Genomic DNA, 26,854 nt, shown 5'->3' with positions numbered 1-26,854 from the left:
CCCTCAGCCCGCATCCATGCGGGCTGCCCCGGCCTGCCGGGAACGTCTCAGCGATTTTGAGGCCGCCAGCACCGGCAGTTTCAGCAAGAAAAGTGAATAAATTAACGACAGGTCGTACGAACGTAGGCCGGGTAAGGCGACAGCCGCCACCCGGCACAAAATCGGCTCCGTACCCGCTGTCCTTGCCCGGCGGCGCTGCGCTTGCGCGGGCCTACAGACAGTCAGAGCCGGATGCGTTGGCCGGGTAAGGCGCAAGCCTCAGCCCGGCATAACACCCGCTGACTCAGAATCGCGTCACAAACGGCGCGGTATCCGGCAGGGCAATGGTGGTTGAGGCTTTCAGCTGCGGCGTGCCCAGATAGAGGAAACCGACGATTTTATCCTGCTCGCGGCACTCGAAGCCGGCGCGCACCACCGGGCTCTCGGTCAATGCTCCGCTGCGCCAGATGCCGTTGAATCCCTGAGCCAGGGCCGCCATCTGCATCGCCATCACCGCGCAGCCAGCGGACATCTCCTGCTCCCAGCGCGGCACCTTCGGGTGGTCTTCACAACGCGCCACGACGGTAATGATTAGCGGCGCGCGGAACGGCGCATTTCGGGCTTTCTCTATGCCCTTCTCATCCTGACCGGCCTCCCTGGCCCCCTTTTCCAGCAACTGACTGAAGCGTTCGCGGCCGTCATCGGCGATAATGAAAAAGCGCCACGGCTGCAGGGTGCCATGATCCGGGGCGCGCAGCCCGGCGCGCAGAATGTTTTCCAGCTGTTCGCCGGCCGGGGCCGGTTCCGCCAGGCGGGAAGCGCTGCGGCGATTAAGCAGTAGGTCGAGAGCATCCATCTGTATAACTCCTGTGATGTCATTTTTCATAAAATTAACATGCACAAGGATTTTGTTACAGCGCGGTCGGTGATTCCTGCTGACAACCGACGGCTCACTCTTTAGGATAGCCAGACGCGGCGGCCCCTGCGGCCTGCCCATTTTTAGATAACGTTAGGGAGAAGACATGCGAACCCTTTGGCGACTGATTGCCAGCTTTTTTAAATGGACGTGGCGGATACTCAACTTTATTCGCAAACTGGCCCTCAATGCGATCTTCCTGGTACTGGTGCTGGTGTGTATCGGCATCTGGAGCCAGTTCAGCAGCACCACCAGCGAACATACCGCCCGCGGCGCGCTGCTCCTGGATATTACCGGCGTGGTGGTGGATAAACCTTCCGCCAGCAGCAAACTCGGCGTGATAGGCCGCCAGCTGTTTGGTGCCAGCTCGGACCGTTTGCAGGAGAATTCTCTGTTCGATATCGTGCAGACCATCCGTCAGGCGAAGGATGATCGTAATATCACCGGTATTGTGCTGGATCTGAAAAACTTCGTCGGCGGCGATCAGCCGTCCATGCAGTACATCGGTAAAGCGCTGCGCGAATTCCGCGACAGCGGCAAACCGGTCTATGCCGTCGGCAGCAGCTACAGCCAGGGCCAGTACTACCTGGCGAGCTTTGCCAACAAAATCTGGCTCTCGCCGCAGGGCGAGGTAGACCTCCACGGCTTCGCCACCAACGGGCTGTATTACAAGTCGCTGCTGGATAAGCTGAAAGTCTCCACCCATGTCTTCCGCGTCGGCACCTATAAATCCGCCGTCGAGCCTTTCATTCGCGATGACATGTCCCCTGCCGCCCGCGAAGCGGACAGCCGCTGGATTGGCGAACTGTGGCAGAACTACCTCAACACCATTGCCGCCAACCGGCAGATCACCGCCCAGCAGCTCTTCCCGGGCGCCCAGGGCATTATCGATGGCCTGCGTAAAGTGGGCGGCGATACGGCGAAATATGCGCTGGACAATAAGCTGGTGGATGAGCTGGCGACCTCCACGGAAGTGGAAAAAGCGCTGACCAAACAGTTTGGCTGGAGCAAAGCGGATAACAATTATCGGGCGATTAGCTATTACGACTACAACGTGAAGACGCCGTCTGACCAGGGTTCCGCTATCGCGGTGATCTTCGCCAACGGCGCCATCATGGACGGCGAGGAGACCCCGGGCAACGTCGGCGGCGACACCACCGCAGCGCAAATTCGCGATGCGCGCCTCGACCCGAAAATTAAGGCCATCGTTCTTCGCGTGAACAGCCCTGGCGGCAGCGTGACCGCCTCGGAAATCATTCGTGAAGAGCTGGCGGCAGCCAAAGCCGCGGGTAAACCGGTGGTCGTTTCAATGGGCGGCATGGCGGCGTCCGGCGGCTACTGGATCTCCACCCCCGCGGATTACATCGTGGCGAACCCAAGCACCCTCACCGGCTCCATTGGCATCTTTGGGGTGATCAACACCGTGGAAAATACCCTCGGGTCGATTGGCATCCACACCGACGGCGTCGCCACGTCGCCGCTGGCGGATATCTCCAGCACCAAAGCGCTGCCGCCGGAAGTGCAGCAGCTGATGCAGTTGAGTATTGAGAACGGCTATCAGCGCTTTATCACCCTGGTGGCTAACGCCCGTAAGAGCACGCCGGAGAAAATCGACCAGATAGCCCAGGGCCACGTCTGGACCGGGGAAGATGCCAAAGCCAACGGTCTTGTCGACAGCCTCGGCGATTTTGACGACGCGGTGGCCAAGGCCGCCGAGCTGGCGAAGCTGAAAACCTGGCACCTTAACTACTATCAGGAAGAGCCAACCTTCTTCTCGATGGTGCTGGACAGCCTGACCGGCTCGGTACGCGCCTCGCTGCCGGCCGCCATTCAGGCCTGGCTGCCTGCGCCGGTGGCCGCGGCGGCCGAGACGGTGAAAGCGGAAAGCGACAAGCTGGCGGCGTTCAACGACCCGCAGAACCGCTATGCCTTCTGCCTGACCTGCGCCAACATCCGTTAATACGCAGCGGCTGCCCCGTATCACGGGGCAGCCTTTTTTCCGCACCTGCCAGCGCCGCCACAAAGCGAGCGGCCAACACTGTATTTTTTCCTCCGTCTCTTTATACTGCGCCTGTCTACGACCAACCTAAGCGATGCTATGCAAAAAAAATCGATTTACGTTGCCTACACCGGTGGGACCATCGGTATGCAGCGCTCCGAACACGGCTATGTACCCGTTTCCGGCCATCTGCAGCGTCAGCTGGCGCTGATGCCGGAGTTCCATCGTCCGGAGATGCCGGACTTCACGATCCATGAATACCATCCGCTGATGGATTCATCCGATATGACCCCTGAGGACTGGCAGCACATCGCCGACGATATCCGCAGCCATTACGCGGAGTATGATGGCTTTGTGATCCTCCACGGTACCGACACCATGGCGTTTACCGCCTCAGCGCTGTCGTTCATGCTGGAAAATCTCGGCAAACCGGTCATTGTGACAGGGTCACAAATCCCGCTGGCCGAGCTGCGTTCCGACGGCCAGATCAACCTGCTCAATGCCCTGTACGTCGCCGCCAACTATCCGATTAACGAAGTGGCGCTGTTCTTCAACAATCGACTGTTCCGCGGCAACCGTACCACTAAAGCCCATGCCGACGGCTTTGACGCCTTCGCCTCGCCCAACCTCGCGCCGCTGCTGGAGGCCGGGATCCATATTCGCCGTCTCGGTACCCCGCCGGCGCCGCAGGGCCGTGGGGAGCTGATTGTCCACCCCATCACCCCGCAGCCGATTGGCGTGGTGACGATTTACCCCGGCATCTCCGCCGACGTGGTGCGTAATTTCCTGCGCCAGCCGGTGAAAGCGCTGATCCTCCGCTCCTACGGCGTCGGCAATGCCCCGCAGAATGGCGAGTTTATTCAGGTGCTGGCGGAAGCCAGCCAGCGCGGCATTGTGGTGGTCAATCTGACGCAGTGTATGTCCGGCAAAGTGAACATGGGCGGCTATGCCACCGGCAATGCCCTCGCCCAGGCGGGAGTCATCAGTGGTTTCGATATGACGGTGGAAGCGACGCTGACCAAGCTACACTATCTGCTGAGCCAGCAGCTGGACGTTGACGCCATTCGCGCGGCGATGCAGCAGAATCTGCGTGGCGAACTGACCCCTGACGAAGCTTAAGGAGGACGTATGGCACATCGAGCGCTGTTACTGGTTGATTTGCAGAACGACTTCTGCGCCGGCGGCGCGCTGGCGGTTCCCGAAGGCGACAGCACCGTCGAGGTGGCCAACGCGCTTATCGACTGGAGCCTGGCGCGCGGCGAGCCCATCGTCGCCAGTCAGGACTGGCATCCGGCGGATCACGGCAGCTTCGCCAGCCAGCACCAGGTGGAGCCCTACACTGTGGGCAACCTGGACGGCCTGGCGCAAACTTTCTGGCCGGATCACTGCGTGCAGCACAGCGAAGGCGCGGCGCTGCATCCCCTGCTCAAGCAGCAGGCGATCGCCGCCGTGTTCCACAAAGGGCAAAACCGGGTCATCGACAGCTACAGCGCTTTTTTTGACAACGGTCACCGGCAGAAAACCGAACTGGACGGCTGGCTGCGTGGTCAGGGGATCGTGGAGCTGACCGTTCTCGGCCTCGCCACTGATTATTGCGTGAAGTTTACCGTGCTGGATGCTCTGGCGCTCGGCTACGCGGTCAACGTCATTACCGACGGCTGCCGCGGGGTGAACCTTCAGCCGCAGGACAGCAGCCAGGCGTTTATGGAGATGGCCGCCGCAGGCGCCACGCTCTATACCCTTGATGACTGGCGGGAAACCCACGCCTGATCCTTCACCCGGCGCTTCCGCGCCGGGTCTTCTTCTGCCGCTTCGTTATCGTCCATAAATTGAACTCTCTCGCAGTTTCAACAAGTTATTGCTGGTAGTCTGGCAAGGCTGTTTTTTCGCCACGCCATTTCCGTGGCGCGGTTATTTTTTTATGTCAAAGAGGAACCACTATGAAACGTTTGCCCTTGCTGGCAGCCTTGCCCCTGCTTTGCGCTTCCGCGCTCTCTGCCCAACCGCTGATGTCCGTCGGCTATTTCAACGGCGGCGGCGACGTCACTGCCGGGCCGGGCGGGGATATCGACAAGCTGGACGTCCGGCAGATCACCCATCTCAACTACTCGTTTGGCCTTATCTATAACGATGAAAAAGACGAGACCAATGCGGCCCTGAAGGATCCTGACCATCTGCACGAGATCTGGCTGTCGCCAAAGGTGCAGGCGGATCTGCAAAAGCTCCCTGCCCTGCGTAAACAGAACCCGGACCTCAAGGTCCTGCTGTCGGTCGGCGGCTGGGGGGCGCGCGGTTTCTCCGGCGCGGCGGCAAGCAAAGAAACCCGTAAGGTGTTTATTCAGTCTGCGCAGGAAATTGTTGAAAAATATGGTCTGGATGGGATTGACCTCGACTGGGAGTTTCCGGTCAACGGCGCGTGGGGGCTGGTTGCCAGTCAACCGACCGATCGCGATAACTTCACCGCGCTGTTAAAAGAGCTGCGCGCAGCGTTTGGTACGAAGAAACTGGTTACTATTGCCGTGGGCGCCAACGCCGAGAGCCCGAAAAGCTGGGTGGATGTCAAAGCGGTGGCCCCGGTGCTGAACTACATCAACCTGATGACCTACGACATGGCCTACGGCACGCAGTACTTCAACTCGAACCTGTATGACTCCAGCCACTGGCCGACGGTCGCCGCGGCGGATAAATACAGCGCCGATTTTGTGGTCAACAATTACCTGGCCGCCGGGCTTAAACCCAGCCAGATGAACCTCGGGATTGGTTTTTATGGCCGGGTACCGAAACGGGCGGTCGAGCCGGGGATTGACTGGAGTAAAGCGGATGCGCAAAAGAACCCGGTCACCCAGCCCTATTTTGGTCCACAGCAGATCGAGCTGTTTGCCTCGCTGGGCTATGACCTGAGCAAAGACACCTACGTGAAATACAATGATATCGTGGGCAAATTGCTCAACGATCCGCAGAAACGCTTTACCGAGCACTGGGACGATGAGGCGAAAGTCCCGTGGCTGTCGGTGCAGTCCGCAGAGGGCAAGCCGCTGTTCGCCCTCTCCTATGAGAACCCGCGCTCGGTAGCCATTAAGGCGGACTACATCAAGGCGAAGGGCCTCGCCGGGGCGATGTTCTGGGAGTATGGCGCCGATGACCAGAACCAGTTGGCCCGCCAGCTGGCGGAATCCCTGGGGATCAAACACTAATCGCGGCTGTTCCTCCGCCGCATCGTCTCCGCCGGGCGGCGTGACGCAGGCAGCATCGCCTGCAATGCAGGTATATCGCGCCGCCCGGGATAGGTTATGATGCCTGTTATCCGCTGCGCCAGGGGCTGGCGCAGCTTAACCGTTTGACAGGAGGCAGGGGGCCATGGCCTATATCCCCAAAAATTACGCACGTCTGGAAGTGGGTTATCGCGAAAAGGCGCTCAAGCTCTTTCCCTGGGTATGCGGACGCTGCTCGCGGGAGTTTGTCTACTCCAATCTGCGCGAGCTGACGGTGCACCATATCGATCACGACCACTCCAATAACCCGGAAGATGGCAGCAACTGGGAGATGTTGTGCCTCTACTGTCACGATCACGAACACTCCAAGTACACCGAAGCCGATCAGTATGGCTCCACGGTGGTGGCCGGCGAAGATGCGCAAAAGAGCGTCGGCGAGGCCACCTACAATCCGTTTGCCGACCTGAAAGCGATGATGAACAAAAAGTAAGCGAAGCGGCTGACCGCCGGGCTCGGTCGTAGACGCTAACCCTTCCGGCGCCGGATCACCCGACGCCGGAACCTCTCCCCGCCGGCCGGCAGTTTATTGCAGCTTCACGGTTGCGATCGGCTTCGGCACGATACCGAAATCTTCCTTCAGCTGCTGTTTGCTCTTCATCACCATCTGCCCGCGAGTATCGATGGTCATATGCTGGGCGTCGGTGTTATACCGGGCCTGCCACAGCATCACCAGCTGCAGGCTATTTTCCTTCTGCTCCGGCGTCAGCGCCACGCCATCCGGCCATTTTCCCAGCTCCACCGCCGTCGCCAGACGCTGATACACTTCCGGGGTCATGCTGTCGATAATTTGCTCAATATCCATCTTCCGCTCATCTCCACCTGGAATAATTTGCTGAATCGTTTCTTCAACCCTTGATCTGCTCGCCGTTCTGCTCATCGGTGAAGCTGAGCGACGCCGAATTCACACAATAGCGCTCGCCGGTCGGCTGCGGGCCATCCGGAAACACGTGACCGAGGTGGGCATCACAATTTCCGCAGCGGATCTCTATGCGCTGCATGCCGTGGGAGCTGTCGTCCAGATAGCGAATGGCCTCTTCGCTTACCGGCTCGTAGAAGCTCGGCCAGCCGCAGCCAGAGTCGTACTTGGTCTGGGAGTTGAACAGCGGCGCATCGCACACCAGGCAGTGATACACGCCATTTTTCTTGTTGTGCAGCAGCCGTCCGGTGAAAGGCGGTTCGGTACCATGATGTTGGGTCACGTAAAACTGCATTTCGCTCAAGCCGTTTTTCAGCTCTTCCGGGGAGGGTTTATTTGCCATGGGCTTACATCTCGCTTTGCAATGGACAACTTTCGCCCCAATTCTAACAAAACATTAACAATGAAGCGTACACTTTTGTTCTAAACTTATCCGGTGCCCACAGGCAGCCAGATAATTGTGACTTAAATCACGTTTTTATCTTAAATGCCCTTTAAAATTCCGCGCGCAGCCCCCATATGGAATTGGGCTCAAAGGGAGAGTGAGGCAAATCAATCGCGCAAAGGTCTGCTCAGGATTGATTTGTCGCAATGATTGACACGATTCCGCTTGACGCTGCGTAAGGTTTTTGTAATTTTACAGGCAACCTTTTATTCACTAACAAATAGCTGGTGGAATATATGACTATCAAAGTAGGTATCAACGGTTTTGGCCGTATCGGTCGCATTGTTTTCCGTGCTGCTCAGAAACGTTCTGACATCGAGATCGTTGCAATCAACGACCTGTTAGACGCAGAGTACATGGCTTACATGCTGAAGTATGACTCCACTCACGGTCGTTTCGACGGCACCGTTGAAGTGAAAGACGGTCATCTGGTCGTTAACGGTAAAAAAATCCGTGTTACCGCTGAACGTGACCCGGCTAACCTGAAGTGGGACGAAGTTGGTGTTGACGTTGTTGCTGAAGCAACCGGTATCTTCCTGACCGACGAAACCGCTCGTAAACACATCACCGCTGGCGCGAAAAAAGTCGTTCTGACTGGCCCGTCCAAAGACAACACCCCGATGTTCGTTCGCGGCGCTAACTTCGACACTTACGCTGGCCAGGACATCGTTTCCAACGCATCCTGCACCACCAACTGCCTGGCGCCGCTGGCTAAAGTCATCAACGACAACTTCGGTATCGTTGAAGGCCTGATGACCACCGTCCACGCTACCACCGCTACCCAGAAAACCGTTGATGGCCCGTCTCACAAAGACTGGCGCGGCGGCCGCGGCGCAGCTCAGAACATCATCCCGTCCTCTACCGGCGCTGCTAAAGCAGTAGGTAAAGTACTGCCAGAACTGAACGGCAAACTGACCGGTATGGCGTTCCGCGTTCCGACTCCGAACGTATCCGTTGTTGACCTGACCGTTCGTCTGGAAAAAGCAGCGTCCTACGAAGAAATCAAGAAAGCTATCAAAGCCGCTTCTGAAGGCGCAATGAAAGGCGTTCTGGGTTACACCGAAGACGACGTTGTTTCTACCGACTTCAACGGCGAAGTTTGCACTTCCGTGTTCGATGCTAAAGCGGGTATCGCACTGAACGACAACTTCGTTAAACTGGTTTCCTGGTACGACAACGAAACTGGCTACTCCAACAAAGTTCTGGATCTGATTGCCCACATCTCCAAATAAGTTGAGATGAAAAAGTAATCTGTAAGAGCGACTTCGGTCGCTCTTTTTTTTGTCTGCAGAGATAGGATTGCACAATGATAAATAAAATTTTTGCTCTCCCGGTGAATGAAACCATTTCGCCCGTTATCTCCCGTCGCCAGCTGGACGACCTGGAGCTGATTGTCATCGACCATCCGCAGGTGAAAGCCTCTGTGGCGCTGCAGGGGGCGCATCTGCTCTCCTGGAAACCCGCCGGTGAAGAAGAAGTCCTGTGGCTGAGCAACAACACCCCGTTTAAACAGGGCGTCGCCCTGCGCGGCGGCGTGCCGATTTGCTGGCCCTGGTTTGGCCCATCGGCGCAGCAGGGCCTGCCGTCGCACGGCTTTGCCCGCAACCTGCCGTGGACCCTGGAAGGCCATGATGAAGACGACGGCGGCGTGATGTTGACCTTTGCGCTGCAGAACAGCGCCGAAACCATGAAGCTGTGGCCGCATGAGTTCACCCTCTATGCCCGCTTCAAGCTGGGCAAGACCTGCGAAATCGAACTGGAAGCCCACGGCGAATTTGAGACCACCTCTGCCCTGCACAGCTACTTCAACGTCGGCGATATCGCGGCGGTGAAAGTGAGCGGTCTTGGCGAGCGCTATATCGATAAAGTGAAAAATGCCGAAGAAGGCGTTCTGAGCAACGGCGTGCAGACCTTCCCGGATCGTACCGACCGCGTCTATCTCGACGCCGAAGGCTGCAGCGTGATCCACGACGACGCGCTCAGCCGCACTATCGACGTGGTGCATCATCATCAGCACAACGTGGTGGCCTGGAACCCGGGCCCGGCGCTGTCCGTCAGCATGGGCGACATGCCGGACGATGGCTACAAAACCTTCGTGTGCGTCGAAACCTGCTGCGTGACCCAGCCGCAGAAAGCCAGTGAAGAGACCCCGTCTCGCCTGGCGCAAACCATCAGCGTGAAAAAACGCTAAGCGCAAAAAGCCCCGTTTATCACGGGGCTTTTTCTCTTCTCCACCAGGATGCGCTGTGGGTTAAACCATATCCAACCGGGTTTTCCGCGGCGGCGGTGGATAGAGGCGGTCCAGCTGCGCAAGCTCTTGCGGGCTGAGAACGAGATCAAGCGCGGCGGCATTCTGCACCACATGTTCAATACTGGCCGCTTTCGGGATCGCCAGCATTCCCGGATGACGAATCACCCAGGCCAGCAGCAGCTGCGCCACCGTCACGCCCCGCTCGTTAGCCATTTTGATGATATCGGTATGCTGAAAAAGTCCATCGCGTAAACGCCCCGCCTGCGCCAGCGGACAATAGGCCATCACCGGCAGGGTGTGCTGCTGGCACCAGGGCAGGAGATCGTATTCAATGCCCCGCGACGCGAGATGATAGAGCACCTGATTGGTGGCGCAGCGTTCGCCACCCGCCGTGCGCCACAGCGCCTGCATATCGTCGGTGTCCAGATTGGAGACGCCCCAGCGGCGGATTTTACCCTCGGCCACCAGCCTTTCCATCGCCTCGACCGTCTCCTCTAGCGGGATATCGCCCCGCCAGTGCAGGAGATACATATCCAGATAGTCGGTCTGCAGCCGGCGCAGACTGTTTTCACAGGCGCGGCGCATCGCCGCGCCGCCGGCGTGCCAGGGATAGACTTTGGAGACCAGCACCACCCGGTCGCGCAGGCCGCGGACCGCCTGGCCCACCACCTCCTCCGCCCCGCCGTCGGCATACATCTCAGCGGTATCGATTACCGTCAGGCCATGGTCGATGCCCGCGCGCAGTGCAGCCACCTCCTGCTGACGCTGCGCCGCGTTCTCGCCCATATACCAGGTCCCCAGCCCGATGGCCGGAACTGCCGCCTGCTCGCCAAAGCATACTGTTTTTTTCACCATCGTCTCCTCCTTAGCGCCCTGCACCACCATAAAGCAAAACAGGGCACGAAGCCCTGTTTTGATGCATAAAGCGCACTGTAATAATGCACAATCAGAAGGTGTAAGTGATCCCGGTTGAGATCAGTCCGCTCCAGGATTTGTCCACCATCGGGCTATCGGTAATTTCATCCGACAGACGGGTGTAGCGCGCAATACCGTATACGCTCCAGTCGCCGAGGAAGCGATAGTTGGCCGACAGCTCCAGATACGGGTTCCAGCTGCTGTCCGGGTCGTAGCTGCGCATGCCGCTACGACGGGACTCGTGCTGCGAGACGCCATAATAGTATTCGTTCTGATTGTCGCTGTTCCACTCCACGCCGATGCCCGGCGTCAGCGTCAGGTTCCCGTTGGTGTAGCGGTACAGCCAGGCGAGATCCCAGTTGATGCCGTTGCTGTTATCCAGCGTATCGCCGGCAATCGTCGTGCGCAGGAAACCATAGGGCGTGTTGTGGACATAAGAAAGACCGGCCATCACGGTTGATTTACGTTTATCCAGGCGACGCATTTGTTCGCTATCGCTGTCGCCCGGCTTGAAGTACATCGGCGACCAGTAAGCCGTTATCGACAGCTTATCATTGGTGTCATTCCACAGGTAGTAACCCCCACCCAGACCGTGGAACCAGAAGTTATCGCTCTCATAACTAATGACCGGCACCGGATACACATCCGCATCATACTGCTTGTACGGATGCTCAACGATGCCGACGCCAGCGCCAAGCGTGAACTTCCCATCGGCATGCGCCGCGCTGGCGGAGGTCGCAATCAGCACGCCGAGTGCCAGAAGTTTGATTTTAGTCACAATCCATATTCCCGTTGTCAAATAATCAGCCCGTGCAGTTTACCGTCGTAGGTCTCATGCCTCAAATTCTTTACCCGATATGACACAAATCGTTCACTTTCCCACCCTTCTCTTACCATCTGGTGACAGCCCGATGACAGCTTCACGTCCCGGCGAAGCAAAAAGCGTCTTTTTCAGGATGAGTTATTGATATGTCATTGAAATTGATTTTCTGCGTCATGCAAGATTTCTAAATGCATCTACGCTTAAATTTAGAAGGTGTAATTGCAGGGCACATTCACGCTACCCCACCCGCAACCTGGCATAAGGGTTGCTGGATACCAGGAGAGCGATGTTCAGCTTATGTCTTCCGGGGGCCCCCACTATTCATATGAACGGCTCTCAACCTGTGCTAAAAAACGAAAGGACGGCATGCCATGAATATATTCGATCACTATCGCCAGCGCTATGAAGCTGCCAAGGACGAAGAGTTCACACTGCAGGAGTTTCTTACCATCTGCCGGCAAGATCGCAGTGCCTATGCCAATGCGGCAGAACGTCTGTTGATGGCCATTGGTGAACCCGTCATGGTTGATACGGCTCTCGAGCCGCGGCTATCCCGTCTCTTTTCAAACCGGGTTATCGCACGCTATCCGGCGTTTGAAGAGTTTTACGGTATGGAAGACGCCATTGAGCAGATCGTTTCCTACCTCAAGCATGCCGCCCAGGGGCTGGAAGAGAAGAAACAGATCCTCTATCTGCTGGGACCGGTGGGCGGGGGTAAATCATCGCTGGCTGAACGGCTGAAAGCCCTGATGCAGCGCGTGCCTATCTATGTGCTGAGCGCCAACGGCGAGCGCAGCCCGGTTAACGATCACCCGCTGTGCCTGTTCAATCCGCAGGAGGATGCGCAGATCCTTCAGAAAGAGTATGGCGTCCCTACCCGCTATCTCGGCACTATTATGTCGCCATGGGCGGCCAAACGCCTGCATGAGTTTGGCGGCGATATCACGAAATTCCGCGTGGTCAAAGTCTGGCCATCGATTCTCGAACAGGTCGCCATCGCCAAAACCGAACCGGGCGATGAAAACAACCAGGATATTTCGGCGCTGGTGGGTAAAGTGGATATCCGCAAGCTGGAACACTATGCGCAGAACGACCCGGACGCCTACGGCTACTCCGGTGCGCTGTGCCGCGCCAACCAGGGGATCATGGAGTTCGTCGAGATGTTTAAAGCGCCGATCAAGGTGCTGCATCCGCTGCTGACCGCGACCCAGGAGGGTAACTACAACGGGACCGAAGGGATCTCCGCCCTGCCGTTTAACGGGATCATCCTTGCCCACTCTAACGAATCGGAATGGGTGACCTTCCGTAATAACAAAAACAATGAGGCCTTCCTCGACCGCGTCTATATCGTCAAAGTGCCTTATTGCCTGCGGATCTCCGAAGAGATCCGTATCTATGAAAAACTGCTCAACAGCAGCGAGTTGACTCATGCGCCATGCGCCCCGGGCACTCTGGAAACGCTGGCGCGCTTCTCGATTCTGTCGCGCCTGAAAGAGCCGGAAAACTCGAGTATCTACTCGAAAATGCGGGTCTATGACGGCGAGAGCCTGAAAGATACCGACCCGAAAGCGAAATCCTATCAGGAGTATCGCGACTACGCCGGGGTGGATGAAGGGATGAACGGGCTCTCCACCCGCTTCGCCTTTAAGATCCTCTCAAGGGTGTTTAACTTCGACCATGTTGAAGTGGCGGCCAACCCGGTGCATCTGTTCTATGTCCTGGAGCAGCAGATTGAGCGCGAACAGTTCCCGCAGGAGCAGGCCGAGCGTTATCTGGAGTTCCTCAAAGGCTATCTGATCCCGAAATACGCCGAGTTTATCGGCAAAGAGATCCAGACTGCCTATCTGGAATCCTACTCCGAGTATGGGCAGAACATTTTCGATCGCTATGTCACCTACGCTGACTTCTGGATCCAGGATCAGGAATATCGCGATCCGGACACCGGGCAGCTGTTTGACCGTGAATCGTTGAATGCCGAGCTGGAGAAAATTGAGAAGCCGGCCGGGATCAGCAACCCGAAAGACTTCCGTAATGAAATCGTCAACTTTGTGCTGCGCGCCAGAGCCAACAACAGCGGACGTAATCCGAACTGGACCAGCTATGAGAAACTGCGCACGGTTATTGAGAAGAAAATGTTCTCCAATACCGAAGAGCTGTTGCCGGTCATTTCGTTTAACGCCAAAACCTCAACCGATGAGCAGAAAAAACACGACGACTTTGTCGACCGCATGATGGAGAAAGGCTACACCCGCAAACAGGTTCGCCTGCTGTGCGAGTGGTACCTGCGGGTTCGTAAATCGTCCTGATGCGTCCAGCCCGGCGGTGCGCCGCCGGGTCAACTGCAGCTGAATGATGATAAGTAAAGTTGGCTAATGCAGTACAGGAGGGCATATGACCTGGTTCATAGACCGACGCCTGAACGGGAAAAACAAAAGCGCCGTCAATCGTCAGCGCTTTTTGCGCCGTTATAAGGCGCAGATTAAACAATCAATCTCCGAGGCCATCAACAAGCGCTCGGTGACCGATATTGAGAGCGGAGAATCCGTCTCGATCCCGACGGACGATATTAACGAGCCGATGTTTCATCAGGGTCGCGGCGGACTACGCAACCGCGTCCACCCGGGTAATGACCATTTCGTGCAAAACGATCGGATCGAACGCCCGCAAGGGGGCGGCGGCGGCGGCGGTGGCGGCGGTCAGGGGCAAGCCAGCGCCGATGGCGAAGGGAAGGATGAGTTTGTCTTCCAGATTTCAAAAGATGAGTACCTGGATCTGCTGTTTGAAGATCTCGCCCTGCCGAACCTGAAGAAAAATCAGCACCGGCAGCTAAACGAGTTTAAAACCCATCGCGCGGGTTTTACCTCTAACGGGGTGCCGGCCAACATCAGCGTGGTGCGTTCGCTGCAGAACTCGCTGGCCCGTCGGACGGCGATGACCGCAGGCAAGCGCCGTGAACTGCGCGCTCTGGAGGAGGATCTGGAGACCATCAGCCGCAGCGAGCCGGTGCAGCTGCTGGAGGAGGAGCGCCTGCGCAAAGAGATTGCCGAGCTGCGGGCTAAAATTGAACGGGTGCCGTTTATCGACACCTTTGACTTACGCTACAAAAATTACGAAAAACGGCCGGAGCCCTCCAGCCAGGCGGTAATGTTCTGCCTGATGGACGTCTCAGGCTCGATGGACCAGGCCACCAAAGACATGGCCAAGCGCTTTTATATCCTGCTGTATCTGTTCCTCAGCCGGACCTATAAAAACGTCGATGTGGTCTATATCCGCCACCATACCCAGGCGAAAGAGGTGGATGAACACGAATTCTTCTATTCTCAGGAAACCGGCGGCACCATCGTTTCCAGCGCCCTCAAGCTGATGGATGAGGTGGTGCAGGCGCGTTATGACCCGGCGCAGTGGAACATCTACGCCGCCCAGGCGTCGGATGGCGACAACTGGGCCGATGACTCCCCACTGTGCCACGAACTGCTGGCGAAGAAAATTCTGCCGGTGGTGCGTTATTACAGCTATATCGAAATTACCCGCCGGGCGCACCAGACCCTGTGGCGCGAGTATGAACACTTGCAGGCGACCTTTGATAATTTCGCCATGCAGCATATTCGCGACCAGGAGGATATCTACCCGGTATTCCGCGAACTGTTTCACAAGCAGTCCTCTAAAAGTGAAGCGTAGTTAAATAAAATCAGCCAGTTAGCGTCACCTGCTGGCTGATTTATTTTTTAAATGCTTTTATTTCTCTATTAATCAATACGCTCATTTTTTGTGCAGAATAGATGCAACTGCCTCATCGCAAAATGCTTCTTTCCCCCATGTTGTACATTCCAGGTACAAATCCCTAACCCTGTGTATTATAACTGCCTAATCTGCTTCAAACATTCACGCGATCGTCAGCGTTGCACTGTTTCCACTCTCAGGAGCCTGCTATGACCCCTTTTTATCAATTGACCGCCACCCGCCTGCGCGGCCAACCTCTCTCCATGGCTGACTATGCTGGCAAGGTGGTTCTGGTGGTGAATACGGCCAGCCATTGTGGCTTCACGTCACAGTATGCTGGCCTGGAAGCGCTCTACAAAAAGTACGCGGCTCAGGGGCTGGTGGTGCTTGGTTTTCCGTGCAACCAGTTTGGCAAGCAGGAACCCGGCGGTGCGGATGAAATCGAGCAGACCTGTCACGTTAACTACGGCGTGAGCTTCCCAATGTTTGCGAAAGTGGACGTCAACGGCCCCGCTGCACACCCGCTGTTTCGTTATCTGAAACAAGCGTTGCCCGGCGTGCTCGGCGGACGGATCAAGTGGAATTTCACCAAGTTCCTCATCGGTCGCGACGGCACACCCCTCACGCGTTTTGCGCCGTTCACGACGCCGGAGAAAATGGAGGCCTCCATTGTTGCCGCCCTCAAGCGCTGAGTGTGCAGTCATTCCACGTTTACCCAACGGTGGCTGGCTGCCCATACAAGGTAGATGTTGGTTCCTGGCCTGTAGCCGACCGCGCCAGCTGTCGCCGGAACGCCCTATTTCACGTCAGGGGCTGTAAACGCGCAAAACCGTAAGATGCTATATGCGAAGCGCCTGTTTCTGGTTGACGAACTTATCAGTTGCGGGAGAATAATGCTGACAAACGCATGCCAGCTTATTCCCGTCAGGATCGCGCAGGTAGGCCACATAAAAGTCGGGGCCATAGGCGGGGCGTGTGCCCGGTGCGCCTTCATTTTGCCCTCCTGCAAGAAGGCCTGCGGCATGGAACTGTCTGACAATCTCTGCGTTATCAGCCTGGAATGCAAACATTGTCCCGTTTCCCGCCGTTGCGGAATGTCCGTCAAAAGGAGGGCAAATACAAAAGCTGAACGCCTTATCCGGATTATTTTTATCTCCCCACATTGCCCAGCTGTCTGTCCAGGCAGGCAGACGTGAGTAGCCAAGAACATTAAAAATAGCGTCATAAAAATCTACTGAGCGCTGAAAATCATTGGTACCTATCGTGATATAAGCCAGCATCTTATGACATCCTCTTTGCCGTTTCCCAGAACAGGCAGGATACCTCTTAACGTAACAATAAACGATTTCCTCTGATGCGCCTGACGCCGTTTTGCCGTCTGAGCATCGGCGGTTTCGACATAGCCCGACCTGTTAAACGCTGGCGCAGTTGACCGGTCCAGGGTTAATTAACCGGTGACGTCAGTCGATCTCACGCGGCCAGCAACCGTCTGTTGCTGGCCGATCTTCCACCTGCCCGGTCATCAGTCTACAGCGGCGACACGGCCTCAACTTCATGCTGAAACACGTAGGGGTCGGAGAGGAGTTCGAATACTTCATCGTCCGGATAGGTGACCGCGACGTGATAGTCTTCGCCTGCGAAGGCTTTGACCGCCGCGAGATCCTGCCAGTAGGTGGCGAGAAAGAAATGCGCCCATTCGCCCTGGTTTTCCCGGCGCACCAGGGCGCCTCTGTTGCCGGCGATGCTCTGAGCGTGTTCCACGCCGGTCCGCTCGAGGTGGCGGGCAAACCCCTCAGCATGCTGCAATGGCACACAGCCGTGCCAGGTCCTGACAATCATTTGCATTCTCCTGTGGTGATAAACATCTCACCCTAACATCGACAGGCATTTCTGGGGGAGCGCAACAATGCGGCGCTGGCCACAACACAAAATTATTTTGCCGGACGGGGATATCCTCTCACTCTGCACTATTTTTGACTGCGGAGCAGCATTGGGCCGAATATTGCGCGGCGAGTATCGCTGTTAGCTGGCGCGGAAAAAAATCGTGGCTCGTCAGCCTCGGGCAGTCGTATCGCTACACGCCCAAGCCGCGCCCCTTCAGGGCATCGCCAGCCGATCTTGATGGGCCGCAAAGAGGGTGATGAGATGGTCGGCGATAACCCGCACGCGTCTGGACCCGGCCAGGTCGGAATGCATCACCAGCCAGAGAGTCTGATCCGCGCCGATCTCCGGCTGCAGGCACTCCAGGCCGCTGGCCCGCGCCATAAAGTGCGGCAGAACGCCCAGTCCGAGGCCCGCGGATACCGCGGAAACCTGGGCCACGAGCGTATTGGCTTCGACTTTACACGGCCGGCCGCGCAGGGTGCGCGCGATCCATTGGGCGGCCGGCAGGTGCTGGTGAGTTTCCGGCCACCCCACAAAGTCCGCCTCGCTCAGCGACAGGCCGTCCGCACCGGCCAGATAGCCGGCGGCGCCATAGACGCCAAACCCCACCGTCCCCAGTCGCTTTAACGTCAAATGCCCGGCCTCAGGCTTGACCATGCGGATCGCCAGATCGGCATCCCGACGGTGCAGGTTCACCGGCTGCACGCCGCTCAGCACCTCCACCCGCAGCTCGGGATAATGGTCCAGGAGCCCTTTCAGGGAGGGCAGAATAAAATGCGTGGCCAGGTTATCCGAGGTGGCCAGGCGGACAACCCCGGCGACATGCCCCTGCAGTTGCGCCGCTTCGCCAAACGCCAGGCCTGCGTATTCCAGCGCCTCGGCCCGCGCGAGCAGGGCTTCGCCATCATCGGTCAGGCGATAGCCGCTCTGATGGCGGCTGAAGAGCGGAACGTTCAACGCTTGCTCCAGCCGATCCAGCCGACGGGAGACCGTGGCAATGCCCATGTTAAGCTTGTCGGCGGCGCCGCTCAGCGTTCCCGCCCGGGCGATGGCGAGGAATATGCGCGCATCATCCCAGTTAAATTCTGCAGTCATCTATTTTCCATTTATGGAAAACGGCTATCCGTTTTCCACTCTTTTTTATCAGTTTCGCAGGGATGATACTGCACGCCACTCGCGGAGACAACCAGGCCATCCGGTCGCCTGCTCTCTCCTCACCTGAACGTCCGTGTACCGCGCGGAACGCTCCTTTCCTAAGGATACGCCTGATATGAAAGAGATTGCTTTACCCCTCCACCCGGCGCCGGCGCGCGTCTGGATAGCCGTCGTTGCGCTCGGGATCTGCGCCTTTTCAATCGTCACCAGCGAACTGGCGCCGGTGGGCATGCTCAGCGCCCTGGCGGCGGATTTTCACCAGACTGAATCTGGCATGGGTCTCGCCGTCACCGCCTATGGCTGGGTGGGCGCCCTGGCGGCTCTGCTTTCCGGCGCGATGCCGGCGCGTATTTCCCGCAAGGCGCTGCTGGTCGGGCTGATGCTGATCCTCGCGCTTTCCTGCCTCGCCGCAACCCGGTCTTATTCGATGTTCGCCCTGATGAGCGCCCGCATGATTGGCGCCCTGGCGCATGGCGCCTTCTGGGCCTTAATTGGCATCGTCGCCGCGCAGCTGGTGCCGCCGCACCGGCTGGGGCTGGCCACGGCGATCATTTTTGGCGGCGTGTCGGCGGCAAGCGTAGTGGGGGTGCCGCTGGCGAGCTTTATCGCCACCCTGGCGGGCTGGCGATACGCGTTTATGGCGATGGCCTTGCTGTCACTGGCCGCCGCTGCGGTGCTGTGCTCGACGCTGCCCGCGCTGGCCGCCCCAGCCCCCGTCAGGCTGCGCGTTTATCGTGATATTTTCCGCAATCCGCTGCTCGGTGGCCTGTATGGCGCCACGGCCTGCATCATTACCGCTCACTTTGCCGCCTTCACCTACATTGAACCGCTGCTGATAAATCTGCAGGGAGTCCCGACGACCGCCCTCTCCGGCCTGCTGCTGCTGTCAGGGGTTTCCGGGCTGCTGGGTAACGTTATCGCGGGGAAGCTCATCGATCGTCATCTGAAGGGGCTGATTTTCGCTGCGCTGCTGCTGAGCGGGGGCGCGCTGGCGATCCTTGGCACCGCCCGTTTTGCGCCACTGCCATTCTGTTTTAGCGGGCTACTGTTAGCCCTGTGGGGCGCCGGCATCGCGATTGTGTTCGTCGGCTTACAGACCTGGCTACTGCGCAGCGCGGGCGCGGTCGCCCAGCCGGCGTCAGCCATTTACGTGGCCATTTTTAATGCCGCCATCGGCACCGGGGCGCTTGTCGGCGGCCAGCTGATCGCCTCAGCTGGCCTGTCGGGAATGGTGTGGCTGGCGGCGGGGATCATGGTGGGCAGTACGCTGCTGATCGCTCTGCTGAAAGCGCCCTCAGGCCGCTAAACGCTGCCCTGTAAAACCGCGTTTTCACGGTCCAGCGTGAAGACCTGCCACACGACGCGGGTCGCGCTCAAGGTAAAAATGGCCGTCGCCAGCGTATTTTCCTCATCCGGATCGTCGGGAGACAGCCGGTAAATCGGTAACAACGGATCCTGCTGGTCGGAGAGCATCGCTTTCGCTGTCACGCCATCCAGCGGCGGGTTCGTCGCCAGCCACGCGTCCAGGCGCCGCTGGCGCGAGCCGGAGCTGCAGGTCACGATCTGTTCAATAGCCGCAAGCTGGGGATGGATCAGATGGTTGGCATGCCCGCTGGTGGCGGACAACGCGAGCACCGAGCTGCCGGAGCCGGTGGCTTCCACGCTAAACAGACGGCTATCGCCCATCTGGCCCAGGATGTGGTGAAACGCGCCCGCGCGAGGCGTGGCGCTCAGCAGAGTGACGGCTTCCTCTAAGGTGGTGGCGTTCAGCGAGGCGCGGGCCAGAATCTGGCGCGGCATCCCGTCCGGACGATGCACGGCGCGAATATTGTTGACCGTATTGACTATCCCCTTCTCATTCACTGCGAAGGTATGTCCGCACAGGGAGCCGGGATAGGCGAAGCTGGTAAAGGCGAGGCCCACGTCCGGGGTTATGCTGACGATGGCGCAGTCTTCACGCAGCTGCGGGAAGCCGTCTTCATTGTGCGCAATGATCAACTCGCCCTCTGCGCTTCTCCCCGCCAGAGTGGTGCAGCCATCCGACGTCGAACGCACCAGATCGCCGCGACAGTTCCAGGCGAACACCTCATCCACCGGCGCCTGCAGCCCCTCCGCCATGCCCTCCAGCTCCTGCCAGATCAGCGGGAACTGAGCCTGCACGGCTGCGCGCATGCGCTGGGTCTGTTCCGTCGTTTTCAGGGCGGCCACCGTTTGCCACAGCGCCGTTTGCCTGATTTTTGTCTGCCAGGCCTCACGACCAAACGCGCCAAGCTGCTGACCGACCGCAAAAGCGGAACCTCGGATTGCGATTGTTTTCATATTGTCATTATTCACTTATGTTCAGGATACGTGTTGCAAAAACTCTTGCAGACGCGGATTGCTGCTGGCCGTGAGCAGCGCCTCAGGTGAACCATCTTCGGCAATAGTGCCGCCATCAATAAAAATCAACCGGGAAGCCACCTCTCTGGCAAAGCCAATCTCATGGGTCACAATCACCATCGTCATGCCCTCTTCGGCCAGCGAGCGCATGACCTTTAACACCTCATGCCGCAGTTCAGGATCGAGGGCGGATGTTGGCTCATCAAATAACATCATTTTGGGTTTCACCGCCAGGGCGCGAGCTATCGCCACACGCTGCTGCTGACCGCCCGAGAGCTCGGCAGGATAGTGGTTAGCGCGTTCACGCAGCCCCACGCGATCCAGCAACGCCAGCGCCTGCTCCCGCGCTGTGGCCTTGCTCTGCTTGCGCACGCGAAGCGGACCGAACATGACATTCTCCAGGGCGGTCAGATGCGGGAACAAATGAAACTGTTGAAACACCATACCGGCTTCGCGGCGAATATCACACTCATTCGCGTGCGGATCCGTAATATGCATGCCCGCCACCAGCAGCGTGCCCGAGGAGATCTCTTCCAGCTTGTTAATACAACGCAGCAGGGTCGATTTTCCCGAGCCGGAAGGACCGATGATCACCACCACCTCGCCCGCTTCAATCTTTAAATTGATATCGTGCAGCACCTGAGTGGCGCCGAAGTTTTTCGCCACCGCGCTAAATTCAACCATGCTCATAAAATATGGATCCTTTTCTCAACTTGTTTTAGCAGGAAGCTCAGGCACAATGTCAAAAACAGATAAATCATCGCCACCGCCGTCCACACCTCCAGCGCCCGAAAGTTGCCGGCAATAATCTCTTGTCCCTGACGGGTTAATTCTGCCACGCCAATCACAATAAACAGCGACGTATCTTTAATACTGATAATCCATTGATTGCCTAATGCCGGGATCATCCGCCGAAAAGCCAGCGGCATAATGACATGCCACAGGGTGCTGCGCGGCGATAATCCCATCGCCAGGCTGGCTTCTTTAAATCCTTTATTGATCGACAGAATCGCGCCCCGGGTGATCTCCGCTATATAAGCCCCGGAGTTAATCACAATGGTGATAATGGCGGCAGGAACCGGGTCAATACGCACCGGCAACACCATCGGCAGGGCGAAGTAAATAAACATCACCTGCACCATAATTGGCGTCCCGCGGATTAATTCCACAAACACCAGCGATACCGTTTTGGATATTGTCCCACCTAATGCGCGGCAGGTCCCGGCCAGCAAACCAATGATTAATCCACCTAACAAACCTGATAACGAAATAATTAGCGTCAGCTGCAAGCCTTGCATCAGCAGCGGCAATGCATCCCAAATATAGCGACTGTCAAAGTTCATGCTTCTACCCGTAAAGAAAATATGAGGTCGGATCGCTCCGACCTGGCAGGGTTATTTCGGCTGTTTAGCAAACCACTTTACGTAAATCTTGTCGTAGGTACCATCGGCGCGCAGGGCCTGCAGGGCCTGGTTGACTTTTGGCGTCAGGCTGCTGTTTTTCTGCATCGCAAAGCCATACTGCTGTGGCAGAATGCTGTCCGTCTCACCAGTGGATTTGACCTTGCCATTACCCGCCGTCTTCACGTAGTAAAGGACATTCGGCGAATCATGAACGACGGCATCGAGATTACCGGCCTGCAGGTCAAGGTAAGCGTTATCGATATTCGGGAACTCGATGTAATTCGCTTTATATTTGCTTTTCATAAAGCTGGCTGCCGCCGTCCCCTGCTTAAGGCCGACTTTTTTCCCGGTCAAATCACTGAATTTAACAATGGAATTGTCGGTACTTTTCACGGCTATTAACAGGTCAGCATTATAATATCCTTCACTGAAGTCCACGACCTGCTTGCGCGCATCGGTAATCGTTATTCCCGCCATCGCCACGTCCAGATTACGCGACTGCAGACCGGGGATCAGGCCGCCGAAATCCATCGGCCTTAATTCGTAGCTGATATGCATTTTCTTCGCAATCGCGTCCCACAGATCGATATCAAAGCCGACATATTTATCGCCTTGTTTAAATTCAAATGGAACAAAGGCAGTATCGACACCCACCGTTATTTTATCTTCTGCTGCTGTAACAAAACTGGCTGAACAAATAACTAATGCCAGCGTCAGCTTTAATTTCTTAAATAATCCACTCATAATTACCCTCAGCGTCAGTGAAATAGCCTACAACGAACGTCACCCTGCGAAATATCTCGCCGGAAGAACCAATAACAAGAGCTGATATACCGGGCGCAGTTTTATGCGCCCGAATAAAAACGATAACTTATGCAGAAAACAGAGAGTCAGAGGTAGCCGGTGCTGGCGTCTGGGCGCTGTTCATCACCATGGAGAGAAAACTGTAATAACCGTTTATTCCAATCAGATCCACCACGCCCTTCTCGCCCCATAACTCAATGGCTTGCTGCCAGGTCTCATCGCTGACCTTTTGCTGTTGATGCAGCTGCTGACAGAAGTCATAGACCGTCTGCTCATCGGGCCGGAGATCCACGGGCCGGCGCCTTTCCTTAATCGCCTGCACCGCCGCGGCAGCAATCCCCTTCTCGCGTGCTATCGGCGCATGGATCGCCCACTCAACCGGCTGCGACCAGTGCCGCGCGGTCAGCAAAATCGCCAGTTCAGAAAGACGCTGGCCCAGCGCGCTGCGATAGCGCAGGTACTCCCCCATACGCTGGGCATGGGCCATCAGCTCGGGGCTCCTCAGCAGCGGTTCAAAGGGCGGCAGCAAGGCGCCGCGCGGTCCGTTGATAATCTCTTCCGCTAACTGACGCTGCTGAACGTCCCATTCCTGTTCCGCCAGGGGCGGTAAACGATTGCTCATAATTTCCCCGTCTCTTCACGGATCACGCAGTTCAGGGTATCGACCACAAAATCGAGCTGCGCCGGGGTGATGATAAACGGCGGTGCAATCAGAATGTGGTCGCCAGACTGGCCATCGATGGTGCCGCCCATGGGATAGACCATCAGTCCACGCGCCATGCAGTTTGCTTTGATCGCAGCGTGCAGCTTCAGGGAAGGATCGAACGGCGTTTTGTCGTCTTTATCACGCACCAGCTCGACCCCCGCAAACAGGCCGCGTCCGCGCGTATCACCGACATGCGGTAACTCCCCCAGCACCTCGCGCAGCGCCTTGTGCAGATAGGCGCCCTGCTGTTTGACGGCGTCCAGCAAATTATCCCGCGCGATCACTTGCTGCACCGCCAGGGCTGCCGACGCGGCGGTGGCATGACAAATGTAAGTGTGACCATGCTGGAACAACCCGCTGCCCGCCTTTAGCGCGGAGACGATAGTCTCACTCGCCAGCACCGCCCCAATCGGCTGATAGCCTCCGCCGAGTCCTTTGGCGATGGTCACTAAATCGGGCACCACGTCATCCTGTTCAAACGCATGCAGCGTCCCGGTCCGCCCCATACCGCACATCACCTCATCCGCGATGTACAGGATGCCGTATTTGTCGCACAGGCGGCGGACCCCTTGCAGATAGCCCGGCGTCGGCGGCGTGGCTCCCGTCGTCGCCCCCACCACGGTTTCGGCACAGAAACCGATGATCGTTTCCGGGCCGGCCTCAAGGATGGCTTGCTCCAGCTCATTAAGCAGGCGCTCGGTATATTGCTGTTGGGTCTCGTCAGCCCGGCGATCGCGGTACTCATTGCAGGCGGAGACGCGGATAACATCCATTAATAAGGGAGCAAACTGACGACGGCGCCATTCGTTCCCCCCCACCGCCAGCGCGCCCAGCGTATTGCCGTGATAGCTCTGTTTACGGGCGATAAAGCGGGTGCGCGATGGCTGGCCGATCTCCACAAAGTACTGCCGCGCCATCTTCAGCGCTGTCTCTACCGCCTCAGAACCGCCCGAGACAAAGTAGGCGTAGTTAAGCTCGCCGGGCGCCGTGCGGGTGAGATGTTCGGCAAGCTGCTCGACGGCATCGCTGGTGAAAAAGCTGGTATGCGCATAGGCCAGCCGATCGATCTGGCGGTGCATCGCCGCCAGCACATCAGGATGCGCGTGTCCGAGGCAGGAAACCGCCGCCCCGCCGCAGGCATCAAGATACGGTTTTCCCTGGGCATCAAAGATATAGGCCCCTTGCGCACGTGAAGCCACCATCGGCGTGCTACGCAGGCTGCGGTGAATGACATGACTCATACTGGGTTCTGCTCCTGAATCCGCTACATGAATTGAGCGTATCTTGCAGGATCCATTTGGATCACGTCAACGAATTAAAGATATAAATGCATCCGTTATTCTTATAATTGATACATTTGAATCATTTATCAGGACTTACCGGGGATCACGTAGGCGCCAGACTCAATAAGATAGCGTTCGGCATTTTCAATTTTACTCACCGCCTCCCGACCGTGGCGCACCACCAGCATCGCCAGCAGGCACTCCGCCAGGCCCATGCCGGAGACCACGGAAGGGAAAAATGACGGACTGTCGATGGAGAACAGCAGCGTGCAGTCTGCCGCCTGCGCTAAGGGGGAAACCGGCGAGTCGGTAATGGCGAGGATCTTCGCCCCGGCCTGCCGGGCTGCCTGTAAAACATCCAGTGATTCGCGTGAATAGGGAGCAAAGCTGGTGAGTAAGACGCAGTCCCGGGCGGTTAGTTCGCGGGTAAAAACTTCGATATTGCTGGCCAGGCCATCGATCAATGACACCTGGCGGTTAAACAGTCGATAGACATAGAACAGCGACCACGCGATCGGAAAGCTGGCGCGGAATCCGCAGATATAGACATTCTCCGCGCTATCGAGCAAGGTCACCGCCTGCTCCATCTCCTGGGCATTTTCATTTTGCGTAAAGGTCAGATTCGCCTGATGCGCCTGAAAAACCTCTTTATACAGCTGCGTTTGCGTCCCGCGGGCCATCATTTTTTCCGCTTTTGATACGTATGTATCATTGCGCAGCCCCAGATCGTCAATGAAATCACTTTTCAGCTCGCTCCAGCCGCGGTAGCCCAGCCGCTGCGCCAGACGCAGCAGCGTCGCCGGTTTTACCCCGGCTTCCGCCGCGAAGGCACGCATTGATAACACCACCAGCTGACTGGCATTTTGCAGTGAGAACTCGGCGGCGCGTTGCAGCTCGGGCGACAACCCGCCGAATTCATTAATGATTTTTTCCCTGAGATTCATGGCAGCCACTGACTGGTTTTAAGTGAAAGCTATCTAATCATATTTGAGATCAAGACTCTATAGGCTGGTCTAACACCCGGGGGCCATCCTTTGCGCTCCTGAGCATGGCGAACCGCCTGCCCGTCACTTCTCCAGCCAGTCGATAAAAAACGCCATAAACGCCGACACCTGCGGCGGTTGCAGCTTTCGCTGGGGAAAGACAAACTGCAGCCCAACCTCCTTGCGGTCTAAAGGGCTAAATCCGGTGAAGCGATCGGCAAACAGCACCTGAAGCCGCCCCTCCTCGACATCCCTCTTCACATCCCACCATGATTTACCGGCGATCCCCGACCCGCTGAGCGCCCACTGCCGCAGCAGCGCCCCATCGTCGCAGACCATCGCCGGCGTCACCCGGATGATCTGCTCTTTTCCCGCCTCCTCAAAGCGCCACTCGTTCATCACCACACCATGCCGCTCCAGCGCCAGGCAGCGGTGATGATGCAGCGCCTCGGGCGAAGCCGGCGTTCCACGGGCGGCAAGGTAAGCCGTCGAGGCCACCAGCACCCGGTGGTTAGGACGGATGTGGCGGATGGCCAGGCTGCTGTCCGGCAGATTACCGACGCGAATGCTCATATCCAGCCGGTTGGCGACCAGATCCTCCACGCGCTCGCCTAAGTAGACGGAAAAGGTCACTTCCGGGTGACGGCGGGTAAAGTCGACGATGGCCGGGCTAAGGTATTGTCGGCCAAAGTCGGAGGGGGCGGAAAGGCGAATATCGCCACTCAGGACGCCCTCTTTTTGCGTCAGCAACGACTCGGCGTGGCGCGCCTCCTCCAGTACGCGCCGCGCGGCATGATAAAAATCTTCCCCCGCGTTGGTCAGGGTGATAGCGCGCGTGGAGCGATGGAACAGGCGGGTCTGGTAACGCTCTTCCATCGCCTTCAGGCGGGCCGTCATGGTGGCCGGCGAAAGTGACAACCGTCTGCCGGCGGCGGAGAGTCCCCCCGCTTCGGCGACTGCCACCAGCAGCGCCATATCTTCCAGCTTGCCCATTTTTCGTATATCCCGAAAAGTGAATCTA

At 57.5% G+C, this 26,854-nt stretch carries 28 protein-coding genes; 12 read left to right on the top strand and 16 right to left on the bottom strand.

Annotated elements, in window-relative coordinates:
* Window positions 1–283: 283 nt before the first annotated feature.
* Window positions 284–835, bottom strand: coding sequence for an NAD(P)H nitroreductase (locus tag ABLV64_RS14500; RefSeq protein ID WP_004176531.1), 552 nt, complete (start codon window positions 833–835; stop codon window positions 284–286).
* Between the two features lie 166 nt (window positions 836–1,001).
* Here ABLV64_RS14500 and sppA point away from each other — a divergent pair, with 166 nt between their 5' ends.
* From sppA to yajD, 5 genes are all read left to right on the top strand, one after another.
* On the top strand, window positions 1,002–2,855 hold the full coding sequence (gene sppA / locus ABLV64_RS14495; protein WP_186384304.1) for a signal peptide peptidase SppA: 1,854 nt from the start codon (window positions 1,002–1,004) through the stop codon (window positions 2,853–2,855).
* Between the two features lie 138 nt (window positions 2,856–2,993).
* The gene (gene ansA, locus ABLV64_RS14490; protein WP_004203791.1) at window positions 2,994–4,013 is read left to right on the top strand and encodes an asparaginase; all 1,020 of its coding nucleotides are present in this window, start codon (window positions 2,994–2,996) and stop codon (window positions 4,011–4,013) included.
* Window positions 4,014–4,022: 9 nt separating this feature from the next.
* The gene (gene pncA / locus ABLV64_RS14485; protein ID WP_023318001.1) at window positions 4,023–4,664 is read left to right on the top strand and encodes a bifunctional nicotinamidase/pyrazinamidase; all 642 of its coding nucleotides are present in this window, start codon (window positions 4,023–4,025) and stop codon (window positions 4,662–4,664) included.
* A 170-nt stretch (window positions 4,665–4,834) separates the two neighbouring features.
* Window positions 4,835–6,088, top strand: coding sequence for a glycoside hydrolase family 18 protein (locus tag ABLV64_RS14480; protein WP_348843060.1), 1,254 nt, complete (start codon window positions 4,835–4,837; stop codon window positions 6,086–6,088).
* Window positions 6,089–6,251: 163 nt separating this feature from the next.
* Window positions 6,252–6,596, top strand: coding sequence for an HNH nuclease YajD (yajD, locus tag ABLV64_RS14475; RefSeq protein WP_002901254.1), 345 nt, complete (start codon window positions 6,252–6,254; stop codon window positions 6,594–6,596).
* A gap of 93 nt (window positions 6,597–6,689) precedes the next feature.
* Here yajD and ABLV64_RS14470 read toward each other — a convergent pair whose 3' ends face one another.
* Complete coding sequence (locus ABLV64_RS14470; RefSeq protein WP_004203787.1) at window positions 6,690–6,968, bottom strand: YeaC family protein; 279 nt, start codon at window positions 6,966–6,968, stop codon at window positions 6,690–6,692.
* A 43-nt stretch (window positions 6,969–7,011) separates the two neighbouring features.
* Entirely contained in the window at window positions 7,012–7,425 is a 414-nt protein-coding gene (gene msrB / locus ABLV64_RS14465; protein WP_004203786.1) for a peptide-methionine (R)-S-oxide reductase MsrB, read from the bottom strand.
* A gap of 338 nt (window positions 7,426–7,763) precedes the next feature.
* Here msrB and gapA point away from each other — a divergent pair, with 338 nt between their 5' ends.
* Both gapA and ABLV64_RS14455 read left to right on the top strand, forming a co-directional pair.
* On the top strand, window positions 7,764–8,759 hold the full coding sequence (gene gapA / locus ABLV64_RS14460; protein ID WP_004203784.1) for a glyceraldehyde-3-phosphate dehydrogenase: 996 nt from the start codon (window positions 7,764–7,766) through the stop codon (window positions 8,757–8,759).
* Between the two features lie 74 nt (window positions 8,760–8,833).
* Window positions 8,834–9,718, top strand: coding sequence for a D-hexose-6-phosphate mutarotase (locus ABLV64_RS14455; protein ID WP_004203783.1), 885 nt, complete (start codon window positions 8,834–8,836; stop codon window positions 9,716–9,718).
* A gap of 60 nt (window positions 9,719–9,778) precedes the next feature.
* Here the strand turns inward: ABLV64_RS14455 and ABLV64_RS14450 are convergent, their stop codons facing one another.
* Both ABLV64_RS14450 and ABLV64_RS14445 read right to left on the bottom strand, forming a co-directional pair.
* A complete protein-coding gene (locus ABLV64_RS14450; protein ID WP_023317989.1) occupies window positions 9,779–10,633 on the bottom strand; it encodes an aldo/keto reductase in 855 nt (284 codons plus the stop codon).
* 91 nt (window positions 10,634–10,724) lie between these two features.
* On the bottom strand, window positions 10,725–11,471 hold the full coding sequence (locus ABLV64_RS14445) for a MipA/OmpV family protein (protein WP_004203780.1): 747 nt from the start codon (window positions 11,469–11,471) through the stop codon (window positions 10,725–10,727).
* A 416-nt stretch (window positions 11,472–11,887) separates the two neighbouring features.
* On the opposite strand from ABLV64_RS14445, the gene yeaG reads away from it, so the two are divergent.
* The 3 genes from yeaG (at window position 11,888) to ABLV64_RS14430 (ending at window position 15,928) form a co-directional block, all read left to right on the top strand.
* Window positions 11,888–13,822, top strand: coding sequence for a protein kinase YeaG (gene yeaG, locus ABLV64_RS14440; RefSeq protein WP_004203779.1), 1,935 nt, complete (start codon window positions 11,888–11,890; stop codon window positions 13,820–13,822).
* 85 nt (window positions 13,823–13,907) lie between these two features.
* Window positions 13,908–15,194 (top strand): YeaH/YhbH family protein, encoded by a 1,287-nt coding sequence (locus ABLV64_RS14435; protein ID WP_004203777.1) that lies wholly within the window; start codon window positions 13,908–13,910, stop codon window positions 15,192–15,194.
* A 251-nt stretch (window positions 15,195–15,445) separates the two neighbouring features.
* Window positions 15,446–15,928 carry a glutathione peroxidase gene (locus ABLV64_RS14430; protein WP_004203776.1) on the top strand — a complete coding sequence of 161 codons (483 nt, stop codon included), beginning with the start codon at window positions 15,446–15,448 and terminating at the stop codon, window positions 15,926–15,928.
* 147 nt (window positions 15,929–16,075) lie between these two features.
* On the opposite strand, the gene ABLV64_RS14425 is transcribed toward ABLV64_RS14430, so the two are convergent.
* Together ABLV64_RS14425 and ABLV64_RS14420 are read right to left on the bottom strand one after the other, a co-directional pair.
* Window positions 16,076–16,516: a VOC family protein gene (locus ABLV64_RS14425; protein WP_004203774.1), complete on the bottom strand. Its 441-nt coding sequence runs from the start codon at window positions 16,514–16,516 to the stop codon at window positions 16,076–16,078.
* Window positions 16,517–16,763: 247 nt separating this feature from the next.
* Window positions 16,764–17,075, bottom strand: a complete 312-nt coding sequence (locus ABLV64_RS14420; protein WP_004203773.1) for a hypothetical protein — start codon at window positions 17,073–17,075, stop codon at window positions 16,764–16,766.
* A gap of 67 nt (window positions 17,076–17,142) precedes the next feature.
* On the opposite strand from ABLV64_RS14420, the gene ABLV64_RS14415 reads away from it, so the two are divergent.
* Window positions 17,143–17,262: a hypothetical protein gene (locus ABLV64_RS14415; protein ID WP_032425956.1), complete on the top strand. Its 120-nt coding sequence runs from the start codon at window positions 17,143–17,145 to the stop codon at window positions 17,260–17,262.
* 71 nt (window positions 17,263–17,333) lie between these two features.
* Here ABLV64_RS14415 and ABLV64_RS14410 read toward each other — a convergent pair whose 3' ends face one another.
* On the bottom strand, window positions 17,334–18,215 hold the full coding sequence (locus tag ABLV64_RS14410) for a LysR family transcriptional regulator (protein WP_211773575.1): 882 nt from the start codon (window positions 18,213–18,215) through the stop codon (window positions 17,334–17,336).
* 175 nt (window positions 18,216–18,390) lie between these two features.
* On the opposite strand from ABLV64_RS14410, the gene ABLV64_RS14405 reads away from it, so the two are divergent.
* The gene (locus ABLV64_RS14405; RefSeq protein WP_108433035.1) at window positions 18,391–19,581 is read left to right on the top strand and encodes an MFS transporter; all 1,191 of its coding nucleotides are present in this window, start codon (window positions 18,391–18,393) and stop codon (window positions 19,579–19,581) included.
* Here the strand turns inward: ABLV64_RS14405 and ABLV64_RS14400 are convergent.
* The 8 genes from ABLV64_RS14400 to ABLV64_RS14365 all read right to left on the bottom strand — a co-directional run bounded on the left by ABLV64_RS14400 (window position 19,578) and on the right by ABLV64_RS14365 (window position 26,826).
* Window positions 19,578–20,594 (bottom strand): C45 family peptidase, encoded by a 1,017-nt coding sequence (locus ABLV64_RS14400; RefSeq protein WP_080846966.1) that lies wholly within the window; start codon window positions 20,592–20,594, stop codon window positions 19,578–19,580. The two genes, ABLV64_RS14405 and ABLV64_RS14400, sit on opposite strands and share 4 nt — an antisense overlap.
* Before the next feature lie 21 nt (window positions 20,595–20,615).
* Window positions 20,616–21,338, bottom strand: a complete 723-nt coding sequence (glnQ, locus tag ABLV64_RS14395) for a glutamine ABC transporter ATP-binding protein GlnQ (RefSeq protein ID WP_004203768.1) — start codon at window positions 21,336–21,338, stop codon at window positions 20,616–20,618.
* A gap of 2 nt (window positions 21,339–21,340) precedes the next feature.
* Window positions 21,341–21,997 (bottom strand): glutamine ABC transporter permease GlnP, encoded by a 657-nt coding sequence (gene glnP, locus ABLV64_RS14390; RefSeq protein ID WP_004203767.1) that lies wholly within the window; start codon window positions 21,995–21,997, stop codon window positions 21,341–21,343.
* A 51-nt stretch (window positions 21,998–22,048) separates the two neighbouring features.
* Window positions 22,049–22,801: a glutamine ABC transporter substrate-binding protein GlnH gene (gene glnH / locus ABLV64_RS14385; protein WP_017898602.1), complete on the bottom strand. Its 753-nt coding sequence runs from the start codon at window positions 22,799–22,801 to the stop codon at window positions 22,049–22,051.
* Window positions 22,802–22,928: 127 nt separating this feature from the next.
* A complete protein-coding gene (locus tag ABLV64_RS14380; protein ID WP_023317981.1) occupies window positions 22,929–23,483 on the bottom strand; it encodes a hypothetical protein in 555 nt (184 codons plus the stop codon).
* The gene (locus ABLV64_RS14375) at window positions 23,480–24,808 is read right to left on the bottom strand and encodes an aspartate aminotransferase family protein (RefSeq protein ID WP_017898604.1); all 1,329 of its coding nucleotides are present in this window, start codon (window positions 24,806–24,808) and stop codon (window positions 23,480–23,482) included. Before ABLV64_RS14375 ends, ABLV64_RS14380 begins: the two co-directional genes overlap by 4 nt.
* 128 nt (window positions 24,809–24,936) lie before the next feature.
* Complete coding sequence (locus ABLV64_RS14370; RefSeq protein WP_004203760.1) at window positions 24,937–25,794, bottom strand: MurR/RpiR family transcriptional regulator; 858 nt, start codon at window positions 25,792–25,794, stop codon at window positions 24,937–24,939.
* 123 nt (window positions 25,795–25,917) lie between these two features.
* Entirely contained in the window at window positions 25,918–26,826 is a 909-nt protein-coding gene (locus tag ABLV64_RS14365) for a LysR family transcriptional regulator (protein ID WP_004203758.1), read from the bottom strand.
* Between the last annotated feature and the right edge of the window lie 28 nt (window positions 26,827–26,854).

Source organism: Klebsiella sp. JB_Kp031, assembly GCF_040064295.1.
In the GTDB taxonomy this organism is placed as follows: Bacteria; Pseudomonadota; Gammaproteobacteria; order Enterobacterales; family Enterobacteriaceae; genus Klebsiella; species Klebsiella quasipneumoniae.
This window is presented reverse-complemented; position numbering and strand designations above follow the sequence as displayed.

What these genes read in the sequence shown, in the direction of transcription:
- ABLV64_RS14500 (WP_004176531.1), bottom strand. Translation starts at nt 835, where the DNA reads ATGGATGCTCTCGACCTACTGCTTAATCGCCGCAGCGCTTCCCGCCTG.
- sppA (WP_186384304.1), top strand. Translation starts at nt 1,002, where the DNA reads ATGCGAACCCTTTGGCGACTGATTGCCAGCTTTTTTAAATGGACGTGG.
- ansA (WP_004203791.1), top strand. Translation starts at nt 2,994, where the DNA reads ATGCAAAAAAAATCGATTTACGTTGCCTACACCGGTGGGACCATCGGT.
- pncA (WP_023318001.1), top strand. Translation starts at nt 4,023, where the DNA reads ATGGCACATCGAGCGCTGTTACTGGTTGATTTGCAGAACGACTTCTGC.
- ABLV64_RS14480 (WP_348843060.1), top strand. Translation starts at nt 4,835, where the DNA reads ATGAAACGTTTGCCCTTGCTGGCAGCCTTGCCCCTGCTTTGCGCTTCC.
- yajD (WP_002901254.1), top strand. Translation starts at nt 6,252, where the DNA reads ATGGCCTATATCCCCAAAAATTACGCACGTCTGGAAGTGGGTTATCGC.
- ABLV64_RS14470 (WP_004203787.1), bottom strand. Translation starts at nt 6,968, where the DNA reads ATGGATATTGAGCAAATTATCGACAGCATGACCCCGGAAGTGTATCAG.
- msrB (WP_004203786.1), bottom strand. Translation starts at nt 7,425, where the DNA reads ATGGCAAATAAACCCTCCCCGGAAGAGCTGAAAAACGGCTTGAGCGAA.
- gapA (WP_004203784.1), top strand. Translation starts at nt 7,764, where the DNA reads ATGACTATCAAAGTAGGTATCAACGGTTTTGGCCGTATCGGTCGCATT.
- ABLV64_RS14455 (WP_004203783.1), top strand. Translation starts at nt 8,834, where the DNA reads ATGATAAATAAAATTTTTGCTCTCCCGGTGAATGAAACCATTTCGCCC.
- ABLV64_RS14450 (WP_023317989.1), bottom strand. Translation starts at nt 10,633, where the DNA reads ATGGTGAAAAAAACAGTATGCTTTGGCGAGCAGGCGGCAGTTCCGGCC.
- yeaG (WP_004203779.1), top strand. Translation starts at nt 11,888, where the DNA reads ATGAATATATTCGATCACTATCGCCAGCGCTATGAAGCTGCCAAGGAC.
- ABLV64_RS14435 (WP_004203777.1), top strand. Translation starts at nt 13,908, where the DNA reads ATGACCTGGTTCATAGACCGACGCCTGAACGGGAAAAACAAAAGCGCC.
- ABLV64_RS14430 (WP_004203776.1), top strand. Translation starts at nt 15,446, where the DNA reads ATGACCCCTTTTTATCAATTGACCGCCACCCGCCTGCGCGGCCAACCT.
- ABLV64_RS14425 (WP_004203774.1), bottom strand. Translation starts at nt 16,516, where the DNA reads ATGCTGGCTTATATCACGATAGGTACCAATGATTTTCAGCGCTCAGTA.
- ABLV64_RS14420 (WP_004203773.1), bottom strand. Translation starts at nt 17,075, where the DNA reads ATGATTGTCAGGACCTGGCACGGCTGTGTGCCATTGCAGCATGCTGAG.
- ABLV64_RS14415 (WP_032425956.1), top strand. Translation starts at nt 17,143, where the DNA reads ATGCGGCGCTGGCCACAACACAAAATTATTTTGCCGGACGGGGATATC.
- ABLV64_RS14410 (WP_211773575.1), bottom strand. Translation starts at nt 18,215, where the DNA reads ATGACTGCAGAATTTAACTGGGATGATGCGCGCATATTCCTCGCCATC.
- ABLV64_RS14405 (WP_108433035.1), top strand. Translation starts at nt 18,391, where the DNA reads ATGAAAGAGATTGCTTTACCCCTCCACCCGGCGCCGGCGCGCGTCTGG.
- ABLV64_RS14400 (WP_080846966.1), bottom strand. Translation starts at nt 20,594, where the DNA reads ATGAAAACAATCGCAATCCGAGGTTCCGCTTTTGCGGTCGGTCAGCAG.
- glnQ (WP_004203768.1), bottom strand. Translation starts at nt 21,338, where the DNA reads ATGGTTGAATTTAGCGCGGTGGCGAAAAACTTCGGCGCCACTCAGGTG.
- glnP (WP_004203767.1), bottom strand. Translation starts at nt 21,997, where the DNA reads ATGAACTTTGACAGTCGCTATATTTGGGATGCATTGCCGCTGCTGATG.
- glnH (WP_017898602.1), bottom strand. Translation starts at nt 22,801, where the DNA reads ATGAGTGGATTATTTAAGAAATTAAAGCTGACGCTGGCATTAGTTATT.
- ABLV64_RS14380 (WP_023317981.1), bottom strand. Translation starts at nt 23,483, where the DNA reads ATGAGCAATCGTTTACCGCCCCTGGCGGAACAGGAATGGGACGTTCAG.
- ABLV64_RS14375 (WP_017898604.1), bottom strand. Translation starts at nt 24,808, where the DNA reads ATGAGTCATGTCATTCACCGCAGCCTGCGTAGCACGCCGATGGTGGCT.
- ABLV64_RS14370 (WP_004203760.1), bottom strand. Translation starts at nt 25,794, where the DNA reads ATGAATCTCAGGGAAAAAATCATTAATGAATTCGGCGGGTTGTCGCCC.
- ABLV64_RS14365 (WP_004203758.1), bottom strand. Translation starts at nt 26,826, where the DNA reads ATGGGCAAGCTGGAAGATATGGCGCTGCTGGTGGCAGTCGCCGAAGCG.